Annotated in this window: 17 protein-coding genes; 14 read left to right on the plus strand and 3 right to left on the minus strand. The window is 68.5% G+C overall.

The genetic code is table 11. The features are described 5' to 3' along the window. The 5 genes from ABZX92_RS37990 to ABZX92_RS38010 form a co-directional block, all read left to right on the plus strand. Positions 1–1,258, plus strand: a 1,258-nt coding sequence (locus tag ABZX92_RS37990) for an FAD-dependent oxidoreductase (RefSeq protein ID WP_355570305.1), incomplete at its 5' end; no start/stop codon positions are given. Then, on the plus strand, positions 1,258–2,271 hold the full coding sequence (locus ABZX92_RS37995; RefSeq protein WP_355570306.1) for a methyltransferase: 1,014 nt from the start codon (positions 1,258–1,260) through the stop codon (positions 2,269–2,271). The genes ABZX92_RS37990 and ABZX92_RS37995, both read left to right, overlap by 1 nt. Positions 2,272–2,305: 34 nt before the next feature. Beyond that, the gene (locus tag ABZX92_RS38000; protein WP_355570307.1) at positions 2,306–3,844 is read left to right on the plus strand and encodes a tryptophan halogenase family protein; all 1,539 of its coding nucleotides are present in this window, start codon (positions 2,306–2,308) and stop codon (positions 3,842–3,844) included. A gap of 13 nt (positions 3,845–3,857) precedes the next feature. Further along, positions 3,858–5,075: a cation:proton antiporter gene (locus ABZX92_RS38005; protein ID WP_355570308.1), complete on the plus strand. Its 1,218-nt coding sequence runs from the start codon at positions 3,858–3,860 to the stop codon at positions 5,073–5,075. Then, positions 5,072–5,548: a flavin reductase family protein gene (locus ABZX92_RS38010; protein ID WP_355570309.1), complete on the plus strand. Its 477-nt coding sequence runs from the start codon at positions 5,072–5,074 to the stop codon at positions 5,546–5,548. The genes ABZX92_RS38005 and ABZX92_RS38010 overlap by 4 nt, the downstream gene beginning before the upstream one ends. Before the next feature lie 58 nt (positions 5,549–5,606). On the opposite strand, the gene ABZX92_RS38015 is transcribed toward ABZX92_RS38010, so the two are convergent. Then, entirely contained in the window at positions 5,607–6,365 is a 759-nt protein-coding gene (locus tag ABZX92_RS38015; RefSeq protein ID WP_355570310.1) for an alpha/beta fold hydrolase, read from the minus strand. A 237-nt stretch (positions 6,366–6,602) separates the two neighbouring features. Between ABZX92_RS38015 and ABZX92_RS38020 the strand changes: the two genes are divergently transcribed. Together ABZX92_RS38020 and ABZX92_RS38025 are read left to right on the plus strand one after the other, a co-directional pair. Further along, positions 6,603–8,195: an FAD-dependent monooxygenase gene (locus ABZX92_RS38020; RefSeq protein ID WP_355570311.1), complete on the plus strand. Its 1,593-nt coding sequence runs from the start codon at positions 6,603–6,605 to the stop codon at positions 8,193–8,195. Beyond that, complete coding sequence (locus ABZX92_RS38025) at positions 8,192–9,364, plus strand: cytochrome P450 (RefSeq protein ID WP_355570312.1); 1,173 nt, start codon at positions 8,192–8,194, stop codon at positions 9,362–9,364. Before ABZX92_RS38020 ends, ABZX92_RS38025 begins: the two co-directional genes overlap by 4 nt. Before the next feature lie 18 nt (positions 9,365–9,382). Here the strand turns inward: ABZX92_RS38025 and ABZX92_RS38030 are convergent, their stop codons facing one another. After that, entirely contained in the window at positions 9,383–10,072 is a 690-nt protein-coding gene (locus tag ABZX92_RS38030; protein ID WP_355570313.1) for a methyltransferase domain-containing protein, read from the minus strand. A gap of 138 nt (positions 10,073–10,210) precedes the next feature. On the opposite strand from ABZX92_RS38030, the gene ABZX92_RS38035 reads away from it, so the two are divergent. The 4 genes from ABZX92_RS38035 to ABZX92_RS38050 are packed head-to-tail and all read left to right on the plus strand — an operon-like array spanning position 10,211 to position 13,321. Further along, positions 10,211–11,725, plus strand: a complete 1,515-nt coding sequence (locus tag ABZX92_RS38035; protein WP_355570314.1) for an FAD-dependent oxidoreductase — start codon at positions 10,211–10,213, stop codon at positions 11,723–11,725. An 18-nt stretch (positions 11,726–11,743) separates the two neighbouring features. After that, positions 11,744–12,343, plus strand: a complete 600-nt coding sequence (locus ABZX92_RS38040) for a sulfite oxidase-like oxidoreductase (protein WP_355570315.1) — start codon at positions 11,744–11,746, stop codon at positions 12,341–12,343. After that, positions 12,313–13,047, plus strand: a complete 735-nt coding sequence (locus ABZX92_RS38045; RefSeq protein WP_355570316.1) for a ferredoxin reductase — start codon at positions 12,313–12,315, stop codon at positions 13,045–13,047. The genes ABZX92_RS38040 and ABZX92_RS38045 overlap by 31 nt, the downstream gene beginning before the upstream one ends. Before the next feature lie 13 nt (positions 13,048–13,060). Further along, positions 13,061–13,321, plus strand: a complete 261-nt coding sequence (locus ABZX92_RS38050; protein WP_355570317.1) for a DUF6510 family protein — start codon at positions 13,061–13,063, stop codon at positions 13,319–13,321. A gap of 6 nt (positions 13,322–13,327) precedes the next feature. Here ABZX92_RS38050 and ABZX92_RS38055 read toward each other — a convergent pair whose 3' ends face one another. After that, positions 13,328–14,266 (minus strand): hypothetical protein, encoded by a 939-nt coding sequence (locus ABZX92_RS38055; protein WP_355570318.1) that lies wholly within the window; start codon positions 14,264–14,266, stop codon positions 13,328–13,330. 151 nt (positions 14,267–14,417) lie between these two features. Between ABZX92_RS38055 and ABZX92_RS38060 the strand changes: the two genes are divergently transcribed. From ABZX92_RS38060 to ABZX92_RS38070, 3 genes are all read left to right on the plus strand, one after another. Next, a complete protein-coding gene (locus ABZX92_RS38060) occupies positions 14,418–17,504 on the plus strand; it encodes a PA14 domain-containing protein (protein WP_355570319.1) in 3,087 nt (1,028 codons plus the stop codon). Between the two features lie 49 nt (positions 17,505–17,553). Next, entirely contained in the window at positions 17,554–18,567 is a 1,014-nt protein-coding gene (locus ABZX92_RS38065) for a LacI family DNA-binding transcriptional regulator (RefSeq protein WP_355570320.1), read from the plus strand. A 92-nt stretch (positions 18,568–18,659) separates the two neighbouring features. Further along, entirely contained in the window at positions 18,660–20,855 is a 2,196-nt protein-coding gene (locus ABZX92_RS38070) for a discoidin domain-containing protein (protein WP_355570321.1), read from the plus strand. Positions 20,856–20,894: the final 39 nt, after the last annotated feature.

The raw sequence follows: 20,894 nt of genomic DNA on the forward strand, positions 1-20,894 counted from the left end.
GCTTGCCGGCCGAGTCACGGGTCTTCTCGGCCCAGAAGAAGCCAGCACGGTTTGCGTTGCCGGGGGTGGTCCGGCAGGTGTGATGCTGGGACTGCTGCTGGCGCGGTCCGGCGTGGACGTCACGGTGCTGGAGAAGCACGCCGACTTCCACCGCGACTTCCGCGGCGACACGGTCCACCCGGCCACGCTGCAGATCCTCGACGAGCTGGGCCTCGCGGAACGGTTCCACGAGCTGCCGCACCAGCGGGTGCACACGATCGGCGTGGTGCAGAACGGGAAACGCATCGACATCGCGGACTTCCGCCGGTTGAACGTGCCTTACCCGTACATGGCGTTCGTGCCGCAGTGGGACTTCCTCGACCTCATCGCGTCGGAGGCCAAGCGTTATCCCGGTTTCCGGCTGCTGATGAGCACCGAGGTGCTCGGCGTGCTGCGGGAGAACGGGCGGATCGCCGGAGTTCGGGCACACGGACCGGAAGGTGAGTTCGAGCTCCGCTCCACTCTGGTGGTCGCCGCGGACGGACGGCACTCGGCGATCCGTCGTGATGTCGGCGTCGTTCCCCGCAGGATCGGCAAGACGCTGGACGTGATCTTCTTCCGGGTCTCGCGCCGGGAGACCGATCCCGACGAAGGCCTGTGCGTGCGGGTCGGCGACGGCAAGATCTTCGGCGCCACCGACCGCCGGACCTACTGGCAGATGTTCACCGAGACGCCCAAGGGCGGCTACGAGAAGGTGTGCCGGGACGGGATCGAGAAGTTCCGCGCCGATCTCGCCGCCACCGTGCCGTTCCTGGCAGACCGGGTGCACGAGGTGTCCTCTTTGGACGACCTCAGGTTGCTGGAGGCGCGGATCGACCGGCTCGAACGCTGGCACGCGCCGGGCCTGCTGTTCATCGGGGACGCGGCGCACGCCATGTCACCGGTGGCGGGCTTCGGGGTCAACCTCGCGGTGCAGGACGCGGTCGCCACGGCCAACGCCCTGGTCGCGCCGTTGCTGAACACGCAGCTGACGGGTGCGACGTTCGACGACTCGCGGCTGGCGGCGGTGCAGAAGCGCCGGCGGCTCACCACCACGTTGTCCCAGGCACTGCAACGGGCCACGCAGCGGTTCGGGATCGACGAGGCGCTCGACGGATCGGGTCAGCCGCCCGCGCCCAAGTTGTTCGAGAGGTTCGCCCCGGCGCAGTGGCTGATGAGCCGGGTGATCGGGCTGGGGTTCCGGCCGGAGCACGTCCGCACGCACGAAAGGAGGATCTGATGCCACCACAGGCACGTTTGATGCAGATGATCACGGGTTACTGGGTGACCCAGATCGTCCACGCGCTGGCCTCGCTCAAGATCGCGGACCACCTCGACGACGGGTTCCTCACCGCCGAGGAGCTGGCCGCGCTGACCGGATCCGACGCCGACGCGATGTTCCGGCTGCTGCGCACGGCCGCCTCGCTGGAACTGGTCTCGTACGACGACAGTGACATCAAGGGCGGGGGGCGGTTCGGCAGCACGCCGTTGCTGGAGATGCTGCGCGAGGGTGTGCCGGGGTCGTTGCGGGACATCGCGATCGTGCACGGATCCCCCGCGCACTGGCTCTCGTGGGGCAAGTTCCCGGACACGGTCCGCGCCGGTGAACCGCAGACCCAGGCCGCTCTGGGCAGCGATGTCTGGGCACACTTCGCGGCGCACCCCGAGGAGTTCGAGCGGTTCTCGAACTCGATGACCGAGTTGACGGACGGTCTGTCGCGCGAGATCGCGTCGTTGCTGGACATGTCCGGTGTCGAGACCGCTGTCGACGTCGGCGGCGCGAACGGTGCGTTGCTGCACGCGCTGCTGAAGTCCAATGAGGACGTTCGCGGGGTGGTGCTGGACCTGCCGAACGTGGAGACGAGCGCACTCGCCGAGGCCGAGAAGGCCGGGCTGAGCGACCGGTGCGAGTTCGTCGGCGGCTCGTTCTTCGACCCGCTCCCGCACGGTGATCTGTTCCTGTTGAAGGCAGTGCTGCACAACTGGGACGACGACTCGTGCGTCAGGATCCTGACGCGGTGCCGCGAGGCGTTGCGCCCCGGCGGCCGGGTCGTGGTCGTCGAGATGCCGCTCGGCCCGATCGGCGAGCCCGGCTTCGCGCCGTTGCTCGACCTCAACATGCTCGCGGTGGTGCCCGGCCGGGAACGAGACCTCGCGCATTACGGCGAGTTGTTCGAAGCCGCCGGTCTTCGGCTCTCCACTGTCGTCCCCACGCGTTCCCCGCAAAGCCTGATCGAGGCCGTGGCGCTCTGACGCCCCGGTTCGTCCACTTCGGAGGATTCTTTTCATGCTGAAGAGTGTTGTTGTCGTCGGCGGGGGAACGTCGGGGTGGATGACCGCGTCGTACCTGACCGCCGCGTTCGGCGACCGGATCAACGTCACGCTCGTCGAGTCCGCCCGCGTCGGCGCGATCGGGGTCGGTGAGGCCACGTTCAGCACCGTCCGCCACTTCTTCTCCTACCTCGGACTTGAGGAGAAGGACTGGATGCCGAAGTGCAACGCGACCTACAAGCTCGCGATCCGGTTCGAGAACTGGCGTGAGGAGGGCCATCACTTCTACCACCCGTTCGAACGCCAGCGCGTGGTCGACGGGTTCACGCTGACGGACTGGTGGCTGCGCAACCCGTCGTCGGACCGCTTCGATCGCGACTGCTTCCTCGTGGGCACGTTGTGCGACAGCCTGAAGTCGCCGCGGCAGCTGGACGGAACGCTGTTCGAGGGCGGGCTGGGGGAGCGGTCGGCGTACCGGACGACGTTGTCCGAGCAGTCGACGCAGTTCCCGTACGCCTACCACTTCGACGCCACACTGGTGGCGAACTTCCTGCGAGACTATTCGGTGGCGAGGGGTGTGCGGCACGTCCTCGACGACGTGGTGGACGTGGCGCTGGACGAGCGCGGCTGGATCAGCCACGTCGTGACCAAGGAGCACGGCGACCTGACCGGTGACCTGTTCGTCGACTGCACCGGGTTCCGCAGCCTGTTGCTCGGCAAGGCCCTTGAGGAACCGTTCGAGTCGTACCAGAGCAGCCTGCCGAACGACTCGGCCGTGGCGTTGCGCGTGCCGCTCGACATGGAGCGCAAGGGACTTCGGCCCTGCACCACGGCGACCGCGCAGGAAGCCGGGTGGATCTGGACGATCCCGCTGTTCGACCGGATCGGCACTGGTTACGTCTACGCCAGCGATTATTCGACGCCGGAGCAGGCGGAGAAGCGGCTGCGCGAGTTCATCGGGCCGGCCGCGGAGGATCTTGAGGCGAACCACATCAAGATGCGGATCGGCCGTTCCCGTCGGCACTGGGTGAACAACTGTGTCGCGATCGGGTTGTCGTCCGGCTTCGTGGAACCGTTGGAGTCGACCGGCATCTTCTTCATCCAGCACGGCATCGAGCAGCTGGTGAAGCACTTCCCGGACGCGTCGTGGGACGACGGTCTGCGGACCTCGTACAACAACCTCGTGAGCCGCTGCATGGACGGCGTGCGCGAGTTCCTGGTGCTGCACTACTACGCGGCCAAGCGGGCGGACAACGAGTACTGGCTCGACACCAAGAAGCGCACGCTGCCCGACGGGCTCGCCGAGCGGCTGGAGCGGTGGCAGACCCGGCTGCCCGACTCGGAGAGCGTTTACCCGCACTACCACGGGTTCGAGGCGTACTCGTACGTCTGCATGCTGCTCGGTCTCGGCGGCATCTCGTTGAAGCCGTCGGCCGCACTGGGGTTGCTCGATCCGTCGTCGGCGCAGCACGAGTTCAAGCTCGTCGCGGAACAGGCCGCCGAGCTCGAACGCACGCTGCCCACCCAGTACGAGTACTTCGCGCAGTTCCACTGAGGAGTGTCGGCCGATGCAGAACGTTCTTCACCTCGTTGTCCTGCTGGGCGCGCTGTTCGCGGTGGCGGCGGCCGGACGGGTCGTCGCCCGGTTGCTGCGGCTGCCGTCGGTGATCGGCGAGATCGCGCTGAGCATCCTGCTCGGACCGGTGCTGCTGCACGCGTTCGGGCCGTCGGTGTTCGCCGCTGTGCTGCCTCGCGACGTGACCGGGCTGCTGAAGCAGATCGGAGAGGCCGGGCTGGTCCTGTTCCTCGTCGGGATCGTGCATCAGCTCGACCACGGTGCGAACGGGTTGCGCAGCAGGACGGTCGGGCGGATCACGCTCGGTTCGTTCGCGTTGCCGCTGCTGACCGGGCTGGTGTTCTCGGCCTGGGTGCTGTGGCTCGCGCCCGCGGAGGTCCGTGGCACGGCTGACGTCTGGGCGTTGGTGCTCATGCTGGCGGTGGCGATGAGCGTGACCGCGGTGCCGGTGCTGGCGCGGATCATCGAGGAGCGCAAGGCCGATCTGGGCCGGGCCGGTGATCTGTCGATGATGTCGTCGATGCTGATCGACACGCCTGCGTGGTTGCTGCTGGCGGTGGCCCTCGGGCTGGCCGCCGGTGGTCTCGGCGGGGTGTGGATCGCGTTCGCGACGATCGCTGTCGGTGGTGTGCTGGCGTTCCTCGGACACCGTTCCCTGGGGCGCTTCGAGGGCCTGGCCAGTACGTATCCGCGGATTTTCGCCGTCGTGCTCGGGTTGGTGGCATTGGTTGCCGGCAACGGGGTGCACGCGCTGGGGCTGACGTCGATCTTCGGCGCGTTCCTGGTCGGACTGATGATCCCCGAGGGGCCCGCGTGGGAGCGGGTCGTCGGGTTGGTCAGCCGCGTCGGGCGGGTGTTCGTGCCGGTGTTCTTCGTGGTCGCGGGCATGACGCTGGCGACAGGCGGAATCGGGGCGCTGCCGTGGTTCGGTGTGGTGCTGGCGATCGTGCTGGGCGTCGTGGGCAAGGTCGGCGGCGGATACCTGGGCGCGCGGTGGGGTGGCGAGTCCGAGCTGACGTCGCTGAAGATCGGCGTGCTGGTCAACACGCGCGGGCTCACCGAGATCGTGGTGCTGCAGGTCGGTTACAGCGCGGGGCTGCTGACGCCGGGGTTGTTCGTGGCGTTGCTGGCGATGGCCCTGGTCACGACGACGCTGACCGGCCCGCTGATCGACTTGCTCGACCGCCGGGTGCTGGTAGGTGCGCGATGACCTCGTTCCGGGAGCTGATGGCCGCGTTTCCCACCGGGGTCGCGGTGCTGACGACGTTCGACCTCGACGACACGCCGTGGGGCATGACGATCTCGTCGGTGTGCAGCGTGTCGATGGAGCCACCGACGTTGCTGGTCTGCGTCCGCAACGGCAGTCCGACTCTGGACGCGTTGCTGCGTCGAGGTTCCTTCACGGTCAACCTGCTGCATCACGCGGCTCGGCCGGTGGCGGAACTGTTCTGCTCTGGCGACCCGGACCGGTTCTCCCGGGTGGCCTGGGAACGGCCATCGCTGGGCGGCCCGCATCTGTTGTTCGACGCTCACGCGGTAGCGGACTGCATCGTGTCGCACACGCAGGAAGTCGGCACGCACGTAGTGGTCTTCGGCTCGGTCCGCGATGTCACGCACCGGTCGGCGCAGGAGCCTTTGCTGTACGGGAAGCGCCAGTACGCCGCCTGGCCCGCCTCTGCCTAAAGCTTGATGAGGGGAGCTCTCATGAACCTCAGGTTTGTGAAAGCTCCCCTCATCAAGCTCAGCTGAGGATCCACTCGGTGGCCTCGCGGATCGCCGGAGCCTGCCAATGGGCGGATTGCGGGCCGGTGATCTCGACGAAGCGGTGTTCGCAGGTGAGGGCGTCCGCCGCCGCGGTCGACGAGGTGAGTGGGACGTCGGTGGGGCCTGCGCCGTGCAGGATCAGAGTTGGGGCGGCGATCGCGCCGAGGGCGCCGCGCGGCTGGAGCCAGAAGACCTCGTTGAGCATCGCCCTGCCGACCGCGAACGTGGGCGTGACCTCGACCTGACCACGGGTGATGAGATCGCGTCCGGCCTGGTCGGTGATCAGGGCACCGAGGTGCACGTCGTAGTCGATCATCGGGTTGACCAGGACGAGTTTCGCGACCTCCGGGGCCTTGCGGGCCGCGTATCCGGCCGCGACACCGCCGGTCAGACCGGTGGCGAGCAGGGTGGCCGGGGCGTCGGCGACGTGCTCGCGGAGGTGGGTGAGGCCGGCGTTGATCGTGTTCAGCAGGCCGGAGAGGGTGAGCTCGTCCTGGCGGCCCTCGCTCTCGCCGTGGCCGGGCAGGTCGAAGCGCAGGCTCGCGACGCCGCGGTCGGCCAGCTCGGTGGCGAGGCGTGGGTAGAAGCCGTCCTGCTCGCGGTTCGAACCTTCGCCGTGCAGCAGCAGGACCGCGTGCTCCGGGTGTTCGGGCGCGGCCAGCGTGCCGGCGAGCCGCAGGCCGTCGTGGGTGCGCACGGTGGTGCGCTGCTGGGTTTCGGCGGTGCGCGTGGGCATCGCGGACTCCTGTCCTCGTCCGACGGGTTTGGCGCCAGTGTCGCGCCCGCACGGGATTCACCTGTGTACGTGCGCAGGAACCTGTTGGCTCGCGTGGGTTGAAGGCCTGTCTCGGTTGGGATGCGCGGGACAGGGGCTCGAGAAACCGTCGGTCGCGCGGGATGACTGGGGATGTGGGAGGGCCGGTCCGGTCACGACGATGGACCTCTGCTGCTGTTGCCTGGAAAGGGAAACCAGATGACCTCCCAGCTCACGACCGACGTGCTCGTCGTCGGCGGTGGCCCGATCGGCATGGCGATGGCGCTGGAGCTGCGCTACCGCGGTGTCGGCATCGTCCTGGTCGAGGAGGGCGACGGCGCGGTCGGACACCCCAAGGTCAGCAGCATCGGCCCGCGCTCGATGGAGTTCTTCCGCCGCTGGGGAATCGCCGACCGCGTCCGGCACTCCGGCTGGCCGGGCGACCACCCGCTGGACTGCGTCTGGACGACCCGGATCGGTGGGCACGAGCTGTTCAGGTTGAAGCGCGGCACGATGGACACGCGTGCCGACTTCCACCACACGCCCGAACCCGACGCGATCTGCCCGCAGCACTGGCTCGGCCCGCTGTTGCGCGACGAGCTCGGCGACGTGGTGCGGATGCAGACCCGCATGGACAGCTTCGTTCAGGACGCTGACGGCGTGACCGCTGTCGTCACCGATCTGGTTTCGGGGCAGGCGACGGAGGTGCGGGCCCGGTACCTGATCGCCTGCGACGGCACGGGATCGCCGATCCGCAAGGCGTGCGAGATCCCGGCGGCAGCGGTGCACGAGACGCAGGTCTTCCGCAACATCCTGTTCTCCGCGCCGGAACTGCGGTCGAAGCTCGGTGACCGCAGCGCCAACTTCTACTACCTGATGATCTCGTCGGCGCTGCGGTTCCCGATGCGAGCCTTGGACGGGGACCGGCTGTACCGGCTCACCGTTGGGCTGCAGGGCGATCCGGAGTCGTTGCAGGACGCGGAGACTTTGGTGCGCAAGGCGATCGCGTTCGACACGCCGATCGAGGTGCTGTCCGACAACGAGTGGCACCTCGTGCACCGCGTGGCCGCTGATTTCCGATCGGGGCGGGTGTTCCTGGTCGGGGACTCGGCGCACACGCTGTCGCCGTCCGGTGGGTTCGGGATGAACACCGGCATCTGCGGAGCCGCCGACCTCGGGTGGAAGCTGGCGGCGGAGATCGCGGGCTGGGCCGGGCCCGGGCTGCTCGACAGCTACACGAGTGAGCGCCAGCCGGTGGCGTTCGAGGGGTTGGAGGAGGCCAACCGGAACCTGGAACGCGCGATGAAGCGGCAGGTGCCGGAGGAGCTGAACGACGACACTCCGCAGGGAGAGTTCCTGCGGGGGAAGGTCCGGGAAGGGCTGGAACGCGGGGGAGTGGCGCGGGAGTTCGACGCGCCGGAGATCCACCTCGGGTTCACCTACGCGGGCTCTCCGCTGATCGTGGCTGATCCGACTGCTCCGGAGACTGAGGACCGCAGGCCGAACACGCGACCGGGCTCGCGGGCGCCGCACGCGTGGGTGAAGCCGGGCATGTCCACCTTGGACCTCTTCGGCGAGGGATTCGTGTTGCTGTGCTTCGCCGACTCCGAGAACTTGAGCGGCTTCTCGCAGGCTTTCGCGGATCGCGGAATTCCGTTCAGCGCGGCTTCGCTCGATTTTCCCGAGGTGGCCGAGGCTTACGAGCGGCCGTTCGTCCTCGTGCGCCCGGACGGACACGTGGCGTGGCGCGGCTACGAGTTGCCCGCGGACGCTGGTGCGATCGCGGACCAGGTTCGGGGCGGTGCGCGATGACCGTGTCCACCTTGCCGCCGTTCGACCTGCGCGACTGGGCCGACGACGACGTTCGCAACCCCTACCCGGTCTTCGAGCGGTACCGCGCCGAGTCACCGATCCACGTGGCCGACGGCACCTACTACGTCTTCAGCCACGCGGCCGCGTCGACCGTGTTGTCCAGCCCCATCTTCGGACGCAGGTCGGGCGGTGGCGGACCGATCCCGGCCGGGCACTCGATCCTGCGCACGATGGTGAACAACTGGCTGGTCTTCCTCGACCCGCCCCGGCACACCGAGCTGCGGTCGGTGCTCAACCGCGAGTTCTCGCCGTCGGTCGTCACCAGCCTCCGCGACCGGATCACCGCGATCGCCCAGGATCTGCTGGCCGGCCTGCCTGGGGAGTTCGACCTGGTGGAACGGTTCTCCGCGCCGTTCCCGATCCTGGTGATCTCCGAGTTGCTCGGGGTGCCGCGGGAGAAGTGGGACTGGCTGCGCAGCCAGGCGGTGGCACTCCAGGAGGGCAGCAGCAGCCGTGCCGCCCGCAACCCGGACGCGCACAAGATCGCCGAGGGTGCCGCTCGCGAGCTGCACGACTACTTCTCGGCGCTGGCAGAAGAACGGCGCACCGCACCCGGCGACGACCTGGTGTCGCTGATGGTCGGCAAGCTGAAGCCGGACGAGATCGTGGCGACCTGCGTGCACCTGATGACCGCGGGACACGAGACGACGACGAACGTGATCAGCAAGGCGGTGCTGACGTTGTCGGCCCGGCCGGACGCGCTCAGGGCGTTGCGCGGCGGTGTGACGGCTGCGGCGATCGAGGAGCTGGTGCGCTTCGACTCTCCCGTGCAGGCGATCAGCCGGTGGGCCTACGAGGACGTCACCGTGGCGGGAACCGAGATCCCCAAGGGCAGCAAGGTGATGGTGATGCTCGGCGCGGCCAACCGCGACCCGGCGAAGTTCGACGAACCGGGCGAGCTGAAGCTGGATCGCGATGGTGGCCGGAGCGTGAGCTTCGGGCTCGGCATCCACTACTGTCTCGGTGCGACGCTCGCCCGCGTGGAGCTGGAGATCGGGCTCGGGCTGCTGCTCGACAGGCTCGGTGAGTTCACTGTGGACAGTGTGGAATACCCGTACGACATGGTTTTCCACGGGCCTCACCAGGTGATGGTGCGCAAGTCGGAGTGACTTGCGCACCATCGCGAATCAGGCGTCCCAGACGGCCGCGCTCATGGTGGGGATGAGGTCGCGGGTGATCCGCACGCCCGGCAGCGCCTTCGAGTACTGGAGCTCGAACTCGGTGTCGGTGAGCGGCATCGCCTGCTTGCTCATCTCCAGCCAGCGCGGGTGCAGCATCATCCGGATCGAGTCGCACGCGGCCTCGACGTCACCCGAGACGTCGTAGACGATCTTGCCGGTCTCGAACGCATAGGCGCTCTGCTCGGCGGGCGCGGCGGCACCGTCGGGCTGCGTGACGTCGACGATCACCAGCCGGCCGCCGGGCGCGACGATCGAGCGCAGCACCGCCAGCACCTCGTCCACCGGCCCCATGTGGAACACGGCGTTGACGGACATCACCAGGTCGAAGAGGCCGTCGCGTTCCGGCGACAGGCTCAGGGCCTCGCGGCACTCGTAACGCACCGGTACGCGGGTGGGCTTCAGAGCCGCGATGTCCAGCATCTTCTGCGAGATGTCGACGCCGACGACCTCGTCGTACCGGTCCGCGAGCAGACCACAGTTGTTGCCGCCGCCGCAACCGACGTCGAGCGCGCGCTTGCCGTCAGGCAGCTGCGAGGTCAGCCAGGAGCGCACCGGGCTCGTCGCGGCATCACGGATGCCGGTGAACCGCTCGTACAGCTCGGCCAGGTCGTCGAAATACGCTTCCGGTGCGCTCATGAGACGAACTTTCTCCCCGCCTCGACCAGCCCGGACAGTCTCGCGCGGGAAACCTGCGCACACGTGCGGGGTCGTGGTCTCAGCAGAGGACGTGCCGGGCGATGTGGAGGACCCGCCAGGACCGCGAGACTCGACGGCATGCGCGACGAATTCGACTGCGACGTACTAGTGGTGGGCGCGGGTCCCACCGGCCTCTGCACGGCGCTGATGCTGGAGCAGCACGGCGTGCGGGTGCGGATCGTGGACCGCAAGCCCGGTCCGGTCGAGCAGTCGCGCGCGGCGATCGTGCACGCGCGGACGCTGGAGTGCCTGGACCGGCTCGGGGTCGCGGACGCCGCCGTCGCACGAGGTGTGCCGATCACCGACGTGGCGATCCACTCGTCCGGCAGGCACGTGGGAAACATGCCCCTCGCGGGCGAAGGAGCCGCGGATCAGACCAGGTTTCCCTATGCGCTCGCCCTGGAACAGTTCGAGACCGAGCGCATTCTCGGAGAGGCCCTGGACGCGGAGATCGAGTGGGGGACCGAGGTGGTCGGCCTGACGGACACCGGATCCGGCGTCGACGTGGAGACCCGTTCCGGCATGATCACCGCACGGTGGCTGGTCGGTGCGGACGGTGCGTCGAGCACGATCCGGAAATTGCTCGGGCAGGAGTTCGACGGGGAGACCTACGAGCAGTCCGGCATGCTGGCCGATGTCACGCTGGACGTGGAGCTCGGCCTGCAAGGCATGCGGCTCAACCTGACTCCCGGCGGGTTCGTGGGGATTCTGCCGCTGAAATCCGGCCGCTACCGGCTGTTCGGCGTGGTGCCGCCATATCTGCACAAAGCGCCGGCGGGTGACGTGACGCACGAGTCGTACGCGCCGCTGGACCACGACGTTCTGCAGCGCTGGTTCGACGACTACTTCAAGGTGGACGCGAAGCTAGAAGAGATCGAATGGGCGTCGATGTTCCGGTTCCACAGCCGGCTCGCGTCGAAGTTCCGGGTGGGAAACGCGTTCCTGGCCGGCGACGCCGCGCACATCCACAACCCGGCCGGCGGCCAGGGCCTCAACCTGGGCGTGGGCGACGCGGTCAACCTGGCCTGGAAACTCTCCCAGGTGGTCAAGGGCGAGGCGCCGGAGTGGCTGCTCGACACCTACGAGGAGGAACGGCGGCCGATCGCGCGGACCGTCCTGAAGCGCACCGACCTCGGGTTCAAGCTGGAGACCGGCGACAGCGCGATCGCCGTGTGGATGCGCACGCACGTCGCAACCCGGCTGGTCGGAGTCGTTTCCCGCCTCGCTCCGGTGCGCAGGATGTTCTTCCACATGTTCTCGCAGCTCTGGATCGGTTACCGCGGCAGCAGGGCCGTCGGCCGCGCGGTGGGCCAGCTGAAGGCGGGTGCCCGCGCGCCGTACGCCCCCGGCTTGACGCACGCTCCTGGCTACCAGGTGCTGCTGTTCTCGGTTCCCGCGGTGCAGTTCGAAGGTCCCGTGACCACGCACCTGATCCCCGCGTCGGATGTCGCCACGTACCGGGCGTACCAGGTCGACGGCCCGCGGCTGGTGCTGATCCGGCCGGACGGGCACGTCGCCGCCGTGGCCGAGACCGCGGCTGGCATCACCGCGTTCCTCGACACCGTGTTGGTGCGCGTGCAAGTTCGCCGTTAGTGCGGTGTACTGCACGACATGGCCATCGTCTCTCCCGGCTTCACCGGGCGGCGTCAGTCACCGGACGTGCAGCTGCCGCCCGGTCAGTACCTCACCGAGGACTTCCCGGTCCTCACCGCGGGCCCGACGCCGCGCGTGCCGACCGACCGGTGGGAGCTCACCGTCAGCACCGAGGTCGGGCAGAAGTACACGTGGTCGTGGCAGCAGCTGATGGAGCTGCCGGCCGAGAAGATCACCACGGACATCCACTGCGTCACCAAGTGGTCCAAGCTGCGCACCCGCTGGAAGGGCGTCTCGCTGGACGTCCTGCTGGAGGACGTGGAAACGGCCGCGGACTTCGCGTTGGTCCACTCGTACGGCGGCTACACGACCAACCTGCCGCTGGAGGACCTCCTCGACGGCCAGGCGTGGATCGCCTACCGCTACGACGATGACGACCTGACGCCCGAGCACGGCGGCCCGGCCCGGTTGCTGGTGCCGCACCTGTACTTCTGGAAGTCGGCGAAGTGGGTCCGCGGGATCCAGTTGCTGCTGGAGGACGAGCCCGGCTTCTGGGAAACCGCCGGCTACCACGACTACGGAGACCCATGGCGCGAGCAGCGGTATCAGGGCGACTGACCTGGCGGGTGGCGTCGCTGGCGGCTGCCTCCGACCTGACGAAGAGCGCGCGGTCGCTGGTGTTCGACGTGCCCGACTGGCCGGGACATCTGCCGGGCCAGCACGTCGACCTGCGTCTCACCGCCGAGGACGGCTACTCGGTGCAGCGCAGCTACTCGATCTCGTCGGCTTCGGATCGGGTTGAACTGGCCGTGCAACGGGTCGAGGACGGCGAGGTGTCGCCGTACCTGTGCGACGTGCTCACCGTCGGTTCCCAGATCGAGCTGCGCGGTCCGGTCGGCGGCTGGTTCGTGTGGCGTTCCTCGGATCAGTCTCCGGTGACGCTGGTGGCGGGCGGGTCTGGCATCGCGCCGCTGATGGCGATGATCCGGGCGCGGGCGGCCGAGGGCAGCCGCGTGCCGTTCAAGCTGATCTACTCGGTGCGCACGCCCGATGACGTGATGTTCGCCGACGAACTGCTTGTCCGTGCTCGCGAGGACGCCGGGCTGGACGTGAAGATCGTGTACACCCGGCAAGCTCCGGAAGGTTCTCCGGAGCCGCCGGGCCGGCTGGGTGTGGCCACCATCAACACGCACGCGTGGCCGGCCGAGTTCGGCCCCGGCGTGTTCGTGTGCGGGCCGACCGGGTTCGTCGAGACGGTGTCCGACATCTTCGTGGCGCTGGGCCATGATCCGCGCCGCGTGCGCACCGAACGCTTCGGCTGACAGGAGATCTCCGATGAGCCATGTCGACGGCAACTCGCTCGCGGGGGATCTGCGGGAGATCTTCGCGGTGGATCTGACGGTGGCGACCGGGCAGTGCGCGGGCTGCGGCTACCAGGGTTCGGTGGCGACGCTGCGGGTCTACCAGAACGCGCCGGGGATCGTGGCTCGGTGCCCGCACTGCGAAGAGGTCGTGCTGCGGCTGGTGCGCGGCCGGGACAGGGCGTGGCTGGACCTGCGCGGAACGGTCAGCCTGGAGATCCCGCTGCCGTCCTGATCGTTGTCACGGCCGGGGCAGCAGCACCGCCTCGCCGCCGGTCCAGCTGTCGAGGCTGACCCGGTCGACGAGGCGGGGAACGCCTGCCAGGTCGTGCTCGACGTGCGCGCTGCCGATGAGGAGCGCGTCCCAGCCTCGCGGGTCGAGACCGGCAGTGACCAGCCGATCGGTGAACCAGGGCCAGTCCAGCTTCGCGCTGCCTTGCCGCACCTTCGAGAGGATCTCGTCGGTGATGCGGCTGGTGATCCGGTCCCAGGCGGCGCCGAGATCGAGGTCGTGCGGGTCGGACTCCGCGTTCAGGGCCTTGAGGTGGTCCGCCACGTCGTCGGTGGCCGGGTTCGCCATCGCCGCGTAGAGCTCACGCGTGCGAGGGCCGAGCAGGAGAGCGGTCTCCCGCACGACGTCGACGGGCTCGTCCGGCGTGTGCACCAGCACGACGAGGCAGGTCGGCGCGCCGAGAACCGTGCGCAGGTGGCGTTCGGTGCGCAGGGCCGGGTCCGAGCGGCCCTTGAGATCACTCAGGCGCAGGCTCGCGGGCAGCACCGGGTCCCGGCTGGTGTCCCTGAGCAGCACCAGCAGCGAGTCGCCCTGGCCGCACACCTCGTCGGCGATCTGCTGGCTGGCGGGTGTGGAGATGTTGGACTGGTAGCGCCAGATGCCGCGGGTCTGCTCGGCGCCGAAGTGGAACCGGATCGCATGGACCGGCTCGAACCCCTCTTGGCGCACCAGATCGACGCAGCGCTCAGCCCGCCGTGCGGCGATGCAGTCCGGTTGGATCACGAGGACGGCGTGCTGCTGCAGGACCCTTGCCGCGTCGTCACCGAGCTCGTGGTGGGCGTCGTCCAACCCCGCCGCGAACCACTCGTCGTCCGCGTAGACGCGCAGCTTCTCGCGGTCCGCGGTCAGTGAACGCCAGCGGTCGCCACGCAGCAGTTCATGGGTCAACCGTCTCTCCTCGCTTCATGGGCGCGCTCTCATTCTGTCCGGTTTGACATGGCCGATACCGCCGATCGGAGGTAGTCCGGCCTCCCAGCCTTGTGCCTGGATAGATGGGAGCGCTCTTACAACGTTGTAAAAACGAAGGGGAACCTCGCCGATGAGAAAAGCCGCCCCCGTACTCGTCGCGCTGCTGCTGGCGCTGGGCGTTGCGCCCGGCACACCACCCGCGGGCGCCGCCGAGCCCGTGCACGGCCTGAAGGGCGAGTACTTCAGCATGTCCGCGCCGGGTGCGCGGGACTTCGCGAACCTGGCCGGGACCGTGCTGGACGCCGAGGTCAACCACCCGGATCTCGCGTCGGTGTTCGGGTTCCTGGCGGGCCGCACGGAACACACGACCGCGCGCTGGACCGGCAGCATCGCCGTGCCGAAGACCGGCGACTACACGTTCTACGCGGTCGGGGACAACGGTTTCCGGCTGTTCGTGGACGGCAAGCCCGTCATCGACCACTGGGTCGGAGACTGGGATCGTGAGCAGACCAGTGCGCCGGTGACGCTCACGGCCGGACGGCAGTACGACTTCAAGCTGGAGATGTTCCAGGACGTCGGTGGCGCCAACATGTTCCTGCGCTGGTCGGCAGGGGGAACGCCGAAGCAGATCGTGCCGGAGTCCGCGTTCACGCCGCCCGCGGACTTCCGGATCGTGCCGCGCACCGCTGCCGTTTCCGGCGACGGGCGGGTGCTGACGGCCGAGTTCGACGGCCGCGTCACGCACGTCGCGGACCTGAAGGCCCACCTCAGGGTCGATGTCGACGCGACTCCCATGCCGGTCGACGTGATCACCGCGCGCGGTACTCGGCTGACCGTCCGGTTGAGTGAGAGAGTGCTGAAGGGCCAACGGGTCCGGCTCTTCTACGACGGCGGGGGACAGCTCGCGGTGGACGGCAGGAAGGTGGAGAAGACCGCGCGGACGGTCGCGAACTCGTCGACGCAGCGGCTCAGGACGCCGTGGGGGGAGAAGGTGGATCCCCGCAACCCGTTGCCGGAGTACCCGCGGCCGCAGCTGGAACGCGACCAGTGGCTCAACCTCAACGGGCCGTGGGAGTTCGCCGGCGCCAAGGCCGGTGAGCAGCCGGCGTTCGGGCAGCGGTTGAAGGAACGCGTGATCGTGCCGTTCCCGATCGAGTCGCAGCTCTCCGGACTGGAACGGCACGAGGATCACATGTTCTACCGCCGCACCGTTTCCGTTCCGCGCGACTGGTCCGGGCAGCGGGTGAAGCTCAACTTCGGCGCGGTCGACTACCAGGCCAAGGTCTGGGTGAACGGGAAACTCGTAGCCGAGCACACCGGCGGCTACACGGCGTTCAGCGCGGACATCACGGACGCCCTGAAGCGCGGTGAGCAGGAGATCGTCGTCGCGGTCACCGACACCACGGGTCCGCACCAGCCCAAGGGCAAGCAGTCGCCCGACCCCAGCGGCATCTTCTACACGCCGTCGTCGGGCATCTGGCAGACGGTGTGGCTGGAACCGGTGCCGGACAAGGGGATCGACGAGATCAAGACGACGCCCGACCTCGCGTCGAGCTCGCTGTCGCTGAACGTCAAGTCCGCCGGCAGCGCCACTGTCACGGCGGTCGCGCGCGACGCCAGGGGCAAGCAGGTCGGCTCGGTCACCGGACCCGCGAACTCGAACCTCACGCTGCCGGTACCGGACGCGCACCTGTGGACGCCGGACGACCCGTACCTCTACCAGCTTGAAATCACGCTGGGCCGGGACCGGGTCAGGAGCTACTTCGGCATGCGCTCCACCGGCATCGCGAACGTCGGTGGCACCCCGAAGCTGACCCTCAACGGAAAGCCGATCTTCCACCTGATGCAGCTGGACCAGGGCTTCTACCCGGACGGCCTGAACACCGCGCCGAGCGACGACGCGCTGGTATTCGACCTCAAGGCGCAGAAGGACCTCGGCTTCAACGCGGTCCGCAAGCACATCAAGGCCGAACCCGCCCGCTGGTACTACCACGCGGACCGGCTCGGGCTGCTGGTGTGGCAGGACTTCGTGTCCGTCGAGGACGGCAACGACGCGGGGGCGCAGCAGGCGTGGCTCAGCCAGGGCCGCGAGCTGATGGACCAGCTGCACAACTACCCGTCCGTCTACTCCTGGATCGTGTTCAACGAGGGCTGGGGCGAGTGGGACCGCACCGTCACCGGTCAGATCGCCGACCAGGTGAAGGCCGCCGACCCGAGCCGGATCGTCAACGCGCACAGCGGGGTGAACTGCTGTGCCTCCAAGGGGGACAGCGGCAGGGGCGATGTGCTCGACCACCACGACTACAACAACACCGATCCGGCGCGTCCGGACGGCAAGCGCGTCGTGATGGACGGCGAGCACGGCGGCTTCACGCTGCGCACGCCGGGACACCAGTGGCCGGTTCCGCCGATCGCGATCTACAGCGGTGTGGCGGACAAGGCGGCGCTGACGGCGAAGTACGTCGACAACACCCGCACGTTCTACCTCGGTCAGGCGCGGCAGGAGCTGTCCGCGTCGGTCTACACGCAGGTCACCGACCTGGAAGGCGAGCTCAACGGGCTTTGGACCTACGACCGCAAGCGCATCAAGGTCGATCCGGGTCCCGTTCGCGAGATCAACCGGCGGGTGATCGAGGCGGGTGCCGAGGCCGGGAAGCCGTATCCGTACGCGGGGCGCGGTGAGTGGAAGCTCGACGAGGGGCGGGGGACCTCCGCGAAGGACTCCAGCGGTGGCGGCAACCCGCTCACGCTGAGCCCGACCGGCGCGACCTGGAAGAACGGCGCGCTGGAGTTCAACAACGGTGCCGCGGAGACGTACGGCCCGGTCATCGACACGACTGGTGACTACACGGTGTCCGCACGCGTGCGGCTGGACGAGCTGCCCGCGAACTACGCGACGGCCGTGAGCCAGGACGGCCGGCAGCAGGAGAACCCCTTCTACCTGCAGTACGGGCAGGGCGCGTTCGCGTTCAGCACGCCCGGCGGCAACCGGGCCCGGTACGAGATCACGCCGGAGCTGGGCCGCTGGTACCAGCTGAAAGGCGAGCGCGTCGGAAACGAGATCCGGCTCTCCGTCGACGGCGTGGTGGTCGCGACGGCGCCTGCCGGTCCGGCTACACCGAGTACCGGCGCTCTGGCCGTCGGACGTGCCAAATGGGGAGGTCAGAACGTCGACTTCTGGAGAGGAGCCGTCGCGGACGTCATTGTCACCTCTTGATCATGGGAGAACGCTCTCCGAACCGGGTACCCCGTGGTAGAACCGGTGCATGACCAAGGCCGCCCCCACGTTGGAGGACGTCGCGAGAGTCGCCGGGGTGTCCCGGGCGACGGTGTCGCGGGTCGTCAACGGCACCCGCAACGTCGACCCTGAGCTGCAGGCGACAGTGCGCAACGCGATCGAGGAGACCGGGTACACGCCGAACCGCGTGGCCCGGTCCCTCGTCACGCGCCGAACAGGCACGGTCGCGTTGGTGATCTCCGGTGCGGGTAGTGGGTCGGACGTGTTCACCGACCCGTTCTTCGGCCGGGTCACCGCGGGCGTCGTTGACTTCCTGCGCCTGCACGCCGTGCACCCCGTGCTGATGCTGGCCGACACGGACGCGGCTCGCACCGAGGTCGTGGAGTTCCTGCGGCAGGGGAGTGCGGACGGCGCCCTGCTGGTCACCACGCACTCCGCCGACCCGTTGCCGGCGCTGTTGCTGGATGCTTCCGTTCCGGTGGCGTTGTACGCGCGGCCCGGCAGGCCGATGCCGGTGAGCTACGTCGACATGGACCACCACGCGGGCGGCAGGATGGCCGCCGACCACCTGGTCGCGACCGGGCGGACGAACGTCGGAACGGTCTCCGGGCCGTTGGACGTGCTGGCGAGTCAGGACCGGTACTCCGGTTTCGTGGATGCCATGGCACGGCACGGTTTCCCGTACGTTCCCGCGATCGAGGGAGGGTTCACGTGGGAAAGCGGTGCGCGCGCGATGCAGCTCCTGCTCGACGAACATCCTGAGCTCGACGCGGTGTTCGTCGCGAACGACCTCATGGCGCAGGGGGCGATGCACACGCTGAATTCTTATGGGAGAAGCGTTCCCGTTGACGTCGCGGTGGTCGGGTTCGACGACAGCTCGCCCGCGCTGGCGTGCCGTCCGCTGCTCACGACTGTGCGGCAACCGGTCGAGCGGATGGCGGCCGCGATGGCCGGCCTCCTGCTGGAAAGCCTGGAAAAACCGGGACAGCGGCCGAAATCCGTCATTTTCGAACCGGAACTCGTCGTGCGGGGCTCTGCCTGATTGACCTGCCCGACACCGGAAGTTAACGTCGACTGGGAGAGCGCTCTCACGCCCCTGTCCAAGGCTTTTCGCCCTTCCCGTGAGGCAGGATCATGGGCTCAACCCTGTCCAGGGCCGCCGCGCTCATCGCCGCCGCCCTGTGCTTGACGACCACCGTCAGCACCACATCCACAGCTGTCGCCGCTGACTGCGGCACCACGAACGTCGCCTTGAACCGTCCCGCGACGGCTTCTTCCGCCGAGAACGGTGGAACCCCTGCTTCGGCGGCTGTCGACGGCAACGCGGGCACGCGCTGGTCGTCGCAGTTCTCCGACCCGCAGTGGCTCCAGGTCGATCTCGGCTCCGCGCAACAGGTTTGCCGCGTCTCGCTGAACTGGGAAACGGCGCACGCCAAGGCGTTCCAGATCCAGGTGACCGACAACCCGGCCGACTCGTCCTCGTGGCGCGCCCTCTACTCGACCACCACGAGCACCGGTGGCACGCAGACGCTCGACGTCAGCGGGTCCGGCCGATACCTGCGGGTGCTGGGCGCCCAGCGCGGCACCGCGTGGGGATATTCGTTGTGGGAGCTCGGAGTTTTCTCGGTCAGCGACCCGACTGGTGTTCCGCCGACCGACCCGCGCGACCCGGACTTCGGGCCGAACGTGTTCGTCTACGGGCCGGGGTCGTCGCAGCCGGAGATGCAGTCGCGGCTCGACTCGATCTCCGCGCAGATGAAGACGAACCAGTTCGGCCCGCAGCGCTACGCCGTGCTGTTCAAGCCGGGTTCGTACAACGCCGACGTCAACCTGCGCTTCTACACCCAGGTCGCGGGTCTGGGCCTGCGCCCGGACGACGTGAACATCAACGGGCACATCCGGGTCGAGGCCGACTGGCTGCAGCAGGGCAATGACCCGAACAACCTCGGCAACGCGACGCAGAACTTCTGGCGTGGCGCGGAGAACCTGTCCGTGACGCTGCCGCCGAACCAGATCGAGCGCTGGGCGGTCTCGCAGGCCACGGCTTACCGCCGGATGCACCTGCGGGGTCAGGCGCACCTGTGGAACGGCTACGACGGCTGGGCGAGCGGTGGTCTGATCGTGGACAGCCGGATCGACGACGTGGTGGTTTCCGGGTCACAGCAACAGTTCCTGACCCGCAACAGCAACCTGGTCAACGGCTGGGCGGGATCGGTGTGGAACATGGTGTTCGCCGGGACGCAGGGCGCGCCGGCGGACCATTTCCCGGACCCGTCCCACACCGCCGTGGACACCTCGCCGGTGACGCGGGAGAAGCCGTTCCTGTACTTCGACTCTTCCGGCGAGTACCGGGTGTTCCTGCCCGCGGTGCGGACCAACTCGCGTGGCACCAGCTGGGAGAACGGGAACCCCGGAACGTCTGTTTCCCTGGCGGACTTCTTCATCGTGAAGCCGGGAACGCCGGTCGCGACGATCAACGCGGCGCTGGCGCAGGGCAAGAACCTGCTGCTCACGCCGGGGGTGCACCAGCTCTCCGACACGATCCGGGTCACTCGTCCCAACACCGTCGTGCTCGGTCTGGGGTTGGCGACGCTGACGCCGACCACCGGCAAGGCCGCGTTGACGACGTCCGATGTGGACGGTGTGCGGCTGGCCGGGTTCCTGGTCGACGCCGGCGTGCAGAACTCGCCGGTGCTGCTGGAGATCGGGGACTCGAGCTCGGCGGACCACACGGCGAACCCGCCGTCGTTGCACGACGTCTACGTGCGCGTCGGCGGGTCGCAGGCGGGCAAGGCCTCCGTCAGCATGCGGGTGAACAGCCGGAACACGATCATCGACCACACCTGGGTGTGGCGGGCCGACCACGGTGAGGGTGTCGGCTGGACCGCGAACCCCGGCGCGAACGGCGTTGTCGTGAACGGCGACAACGTGACCGCGTACGGGCTGTTCGTCGAGCACTACCAGCAGCACAACGTGGTCTGGAACGGCAACGGCGGGCGCACCTACCTGTTCCAGAACGAGCTGCCGTACGACCCGCCGGACCAGGCCTCCTGGATGAACGGCTCGCAGCGGGGCTGGGCGGCGTACAAGGTCGCGGACTCGGTTGTGTCGCACGAGGCGTACGGCGTCGGCGTGTACTGCTACAACCAGGCGAACCCGAACGTGGTGACGGACAACGGGTTCGAGGCGCCGAACCGGGCCGGCGTGCGGTTCCGGCATCTCGTCACGGTGTCGCTGGGTGGTGTCGGGACGATCGGCAACGTGATCAACGGGACCGGCGGCGTGGCGAACACGGCGACCCAGATCCGCTATCTGGTCAGCTATCCCTGACAGAGACGTCGGCAAGTACCACCAACTCGCAGTTGGTGG

It is taken from the genome of Lentzea sp. NPDC006480, from assembly GCF_040611995.1.
Taxonomy (GTDB): domain Bacteria; phylum Actinomycetota; class Actinomycetes; order Mycobacteriales; family Pseudonocardiaceae; genus Lentzea.

Coding starts and splice junctions, on each gene's coding strand:
- ABZX92_RS37995 (WP_355570306.1), top strand. CDS start 1,258: ATGCCACCACAGGCACGTTTGATGCAGATGATCACGGGTTACTGGGTG.
- ABZX92_RS38000 (WP_355570307.1), top strand. CDS start 2,306: ATGCTGAAGAGTGTTGTTGTCGTCGGCGGGGGAACGTCGGGGTGGATG.
- ABZX92_RS38005 (WP_355570308.1), top strand. CDS start 3,858: ATGCAGAACGTTCTTCACCTCGTTGTCCTGCTGGGCGCGCTGTTCGCG.
- ABZX92_RS38010 (WP_355570309.1), top strand. CDS start 5,072: ATGACCTCGTTCCGGGAGCTGATGGCCGCGTTTCCCACCGGGGTCGCG.
- ABZX92_RS38015 (WP_355570310.1), bottom strand. CDS start 6,365: ATGCCCACGCGCACCGCCGAAACCCAGCAGCGCACCACCGTGCGCACC.
- ABZX92_RS38020 (WP_355570311.1), top strand. CDS start 6,603: ATGACCTCCCAGCTCACGACCGACGTGCTCGTCGTCGGCGGTGGCCCG.
- ABZX92_RS38025 (WP_355570312.1), top strand. CDS start 8,192: ATGACCGTGTCCACCTTGCCGCCGTTCGACCTGCGCGACTGGGCCGAC.
- ABZX92_RS38030 (WP_355570313.1), bottom strand. CDS start 10,072: ATGAGCGCACCGGAAGCGTATTTCGACGACCTGGCCGAGCTGTACGAG.
- ABZX92_RS38035 (WP_355570314.1), top strand. CDS start 10,211: ATGCGCGACGAATTCGACTGCGACGTACTAGTGGTGGGCGCGGGTCCC.
- ABZX92_RS38040 (WP_355570315.1), top strand. CDS start 11,744: ATGGCCATCGTCTCTCCCGGCTTCACCGGGCGGCGTCAGTCACCGGAC.
- ABZX92_RS38045 (WP_355570316.1), top strand. CDS start 12,313: ATGGCGCGAGCAGCGGTATCAGGGCGACTGACCTGGCGGGTGGCGTCG.
- ABZX92_RS38050 (WP_355570317.1), top strand. CDS start 13,061: ATGAGCCATGTCGACGGCAACTCGCTCGCGGGGGATCTGCGGGAGATC.
- ABZX92_RS38060 (WP_355570319.1), top strand. CDS start 14,418: ATGAGAAAAGCCGCCCCCGTACTCGTCGCGCTGCTGCTGGCGCTGGGC.
- ABZX92_RS38065 (WP_355570320.1), top strand. CDS start 17,554: ATGACCAAGGCCGCCCCCACGTTGGAGGACGTCGCGAGAGTCGCCGGG.
- ABZX92_RS38070 (WP_355570321.1), top strand. CDS start 18,660: ATGGGCTCAACCCTGTCCAGGGCCGCCGCGCTCATCGCCGCCGCCCTG.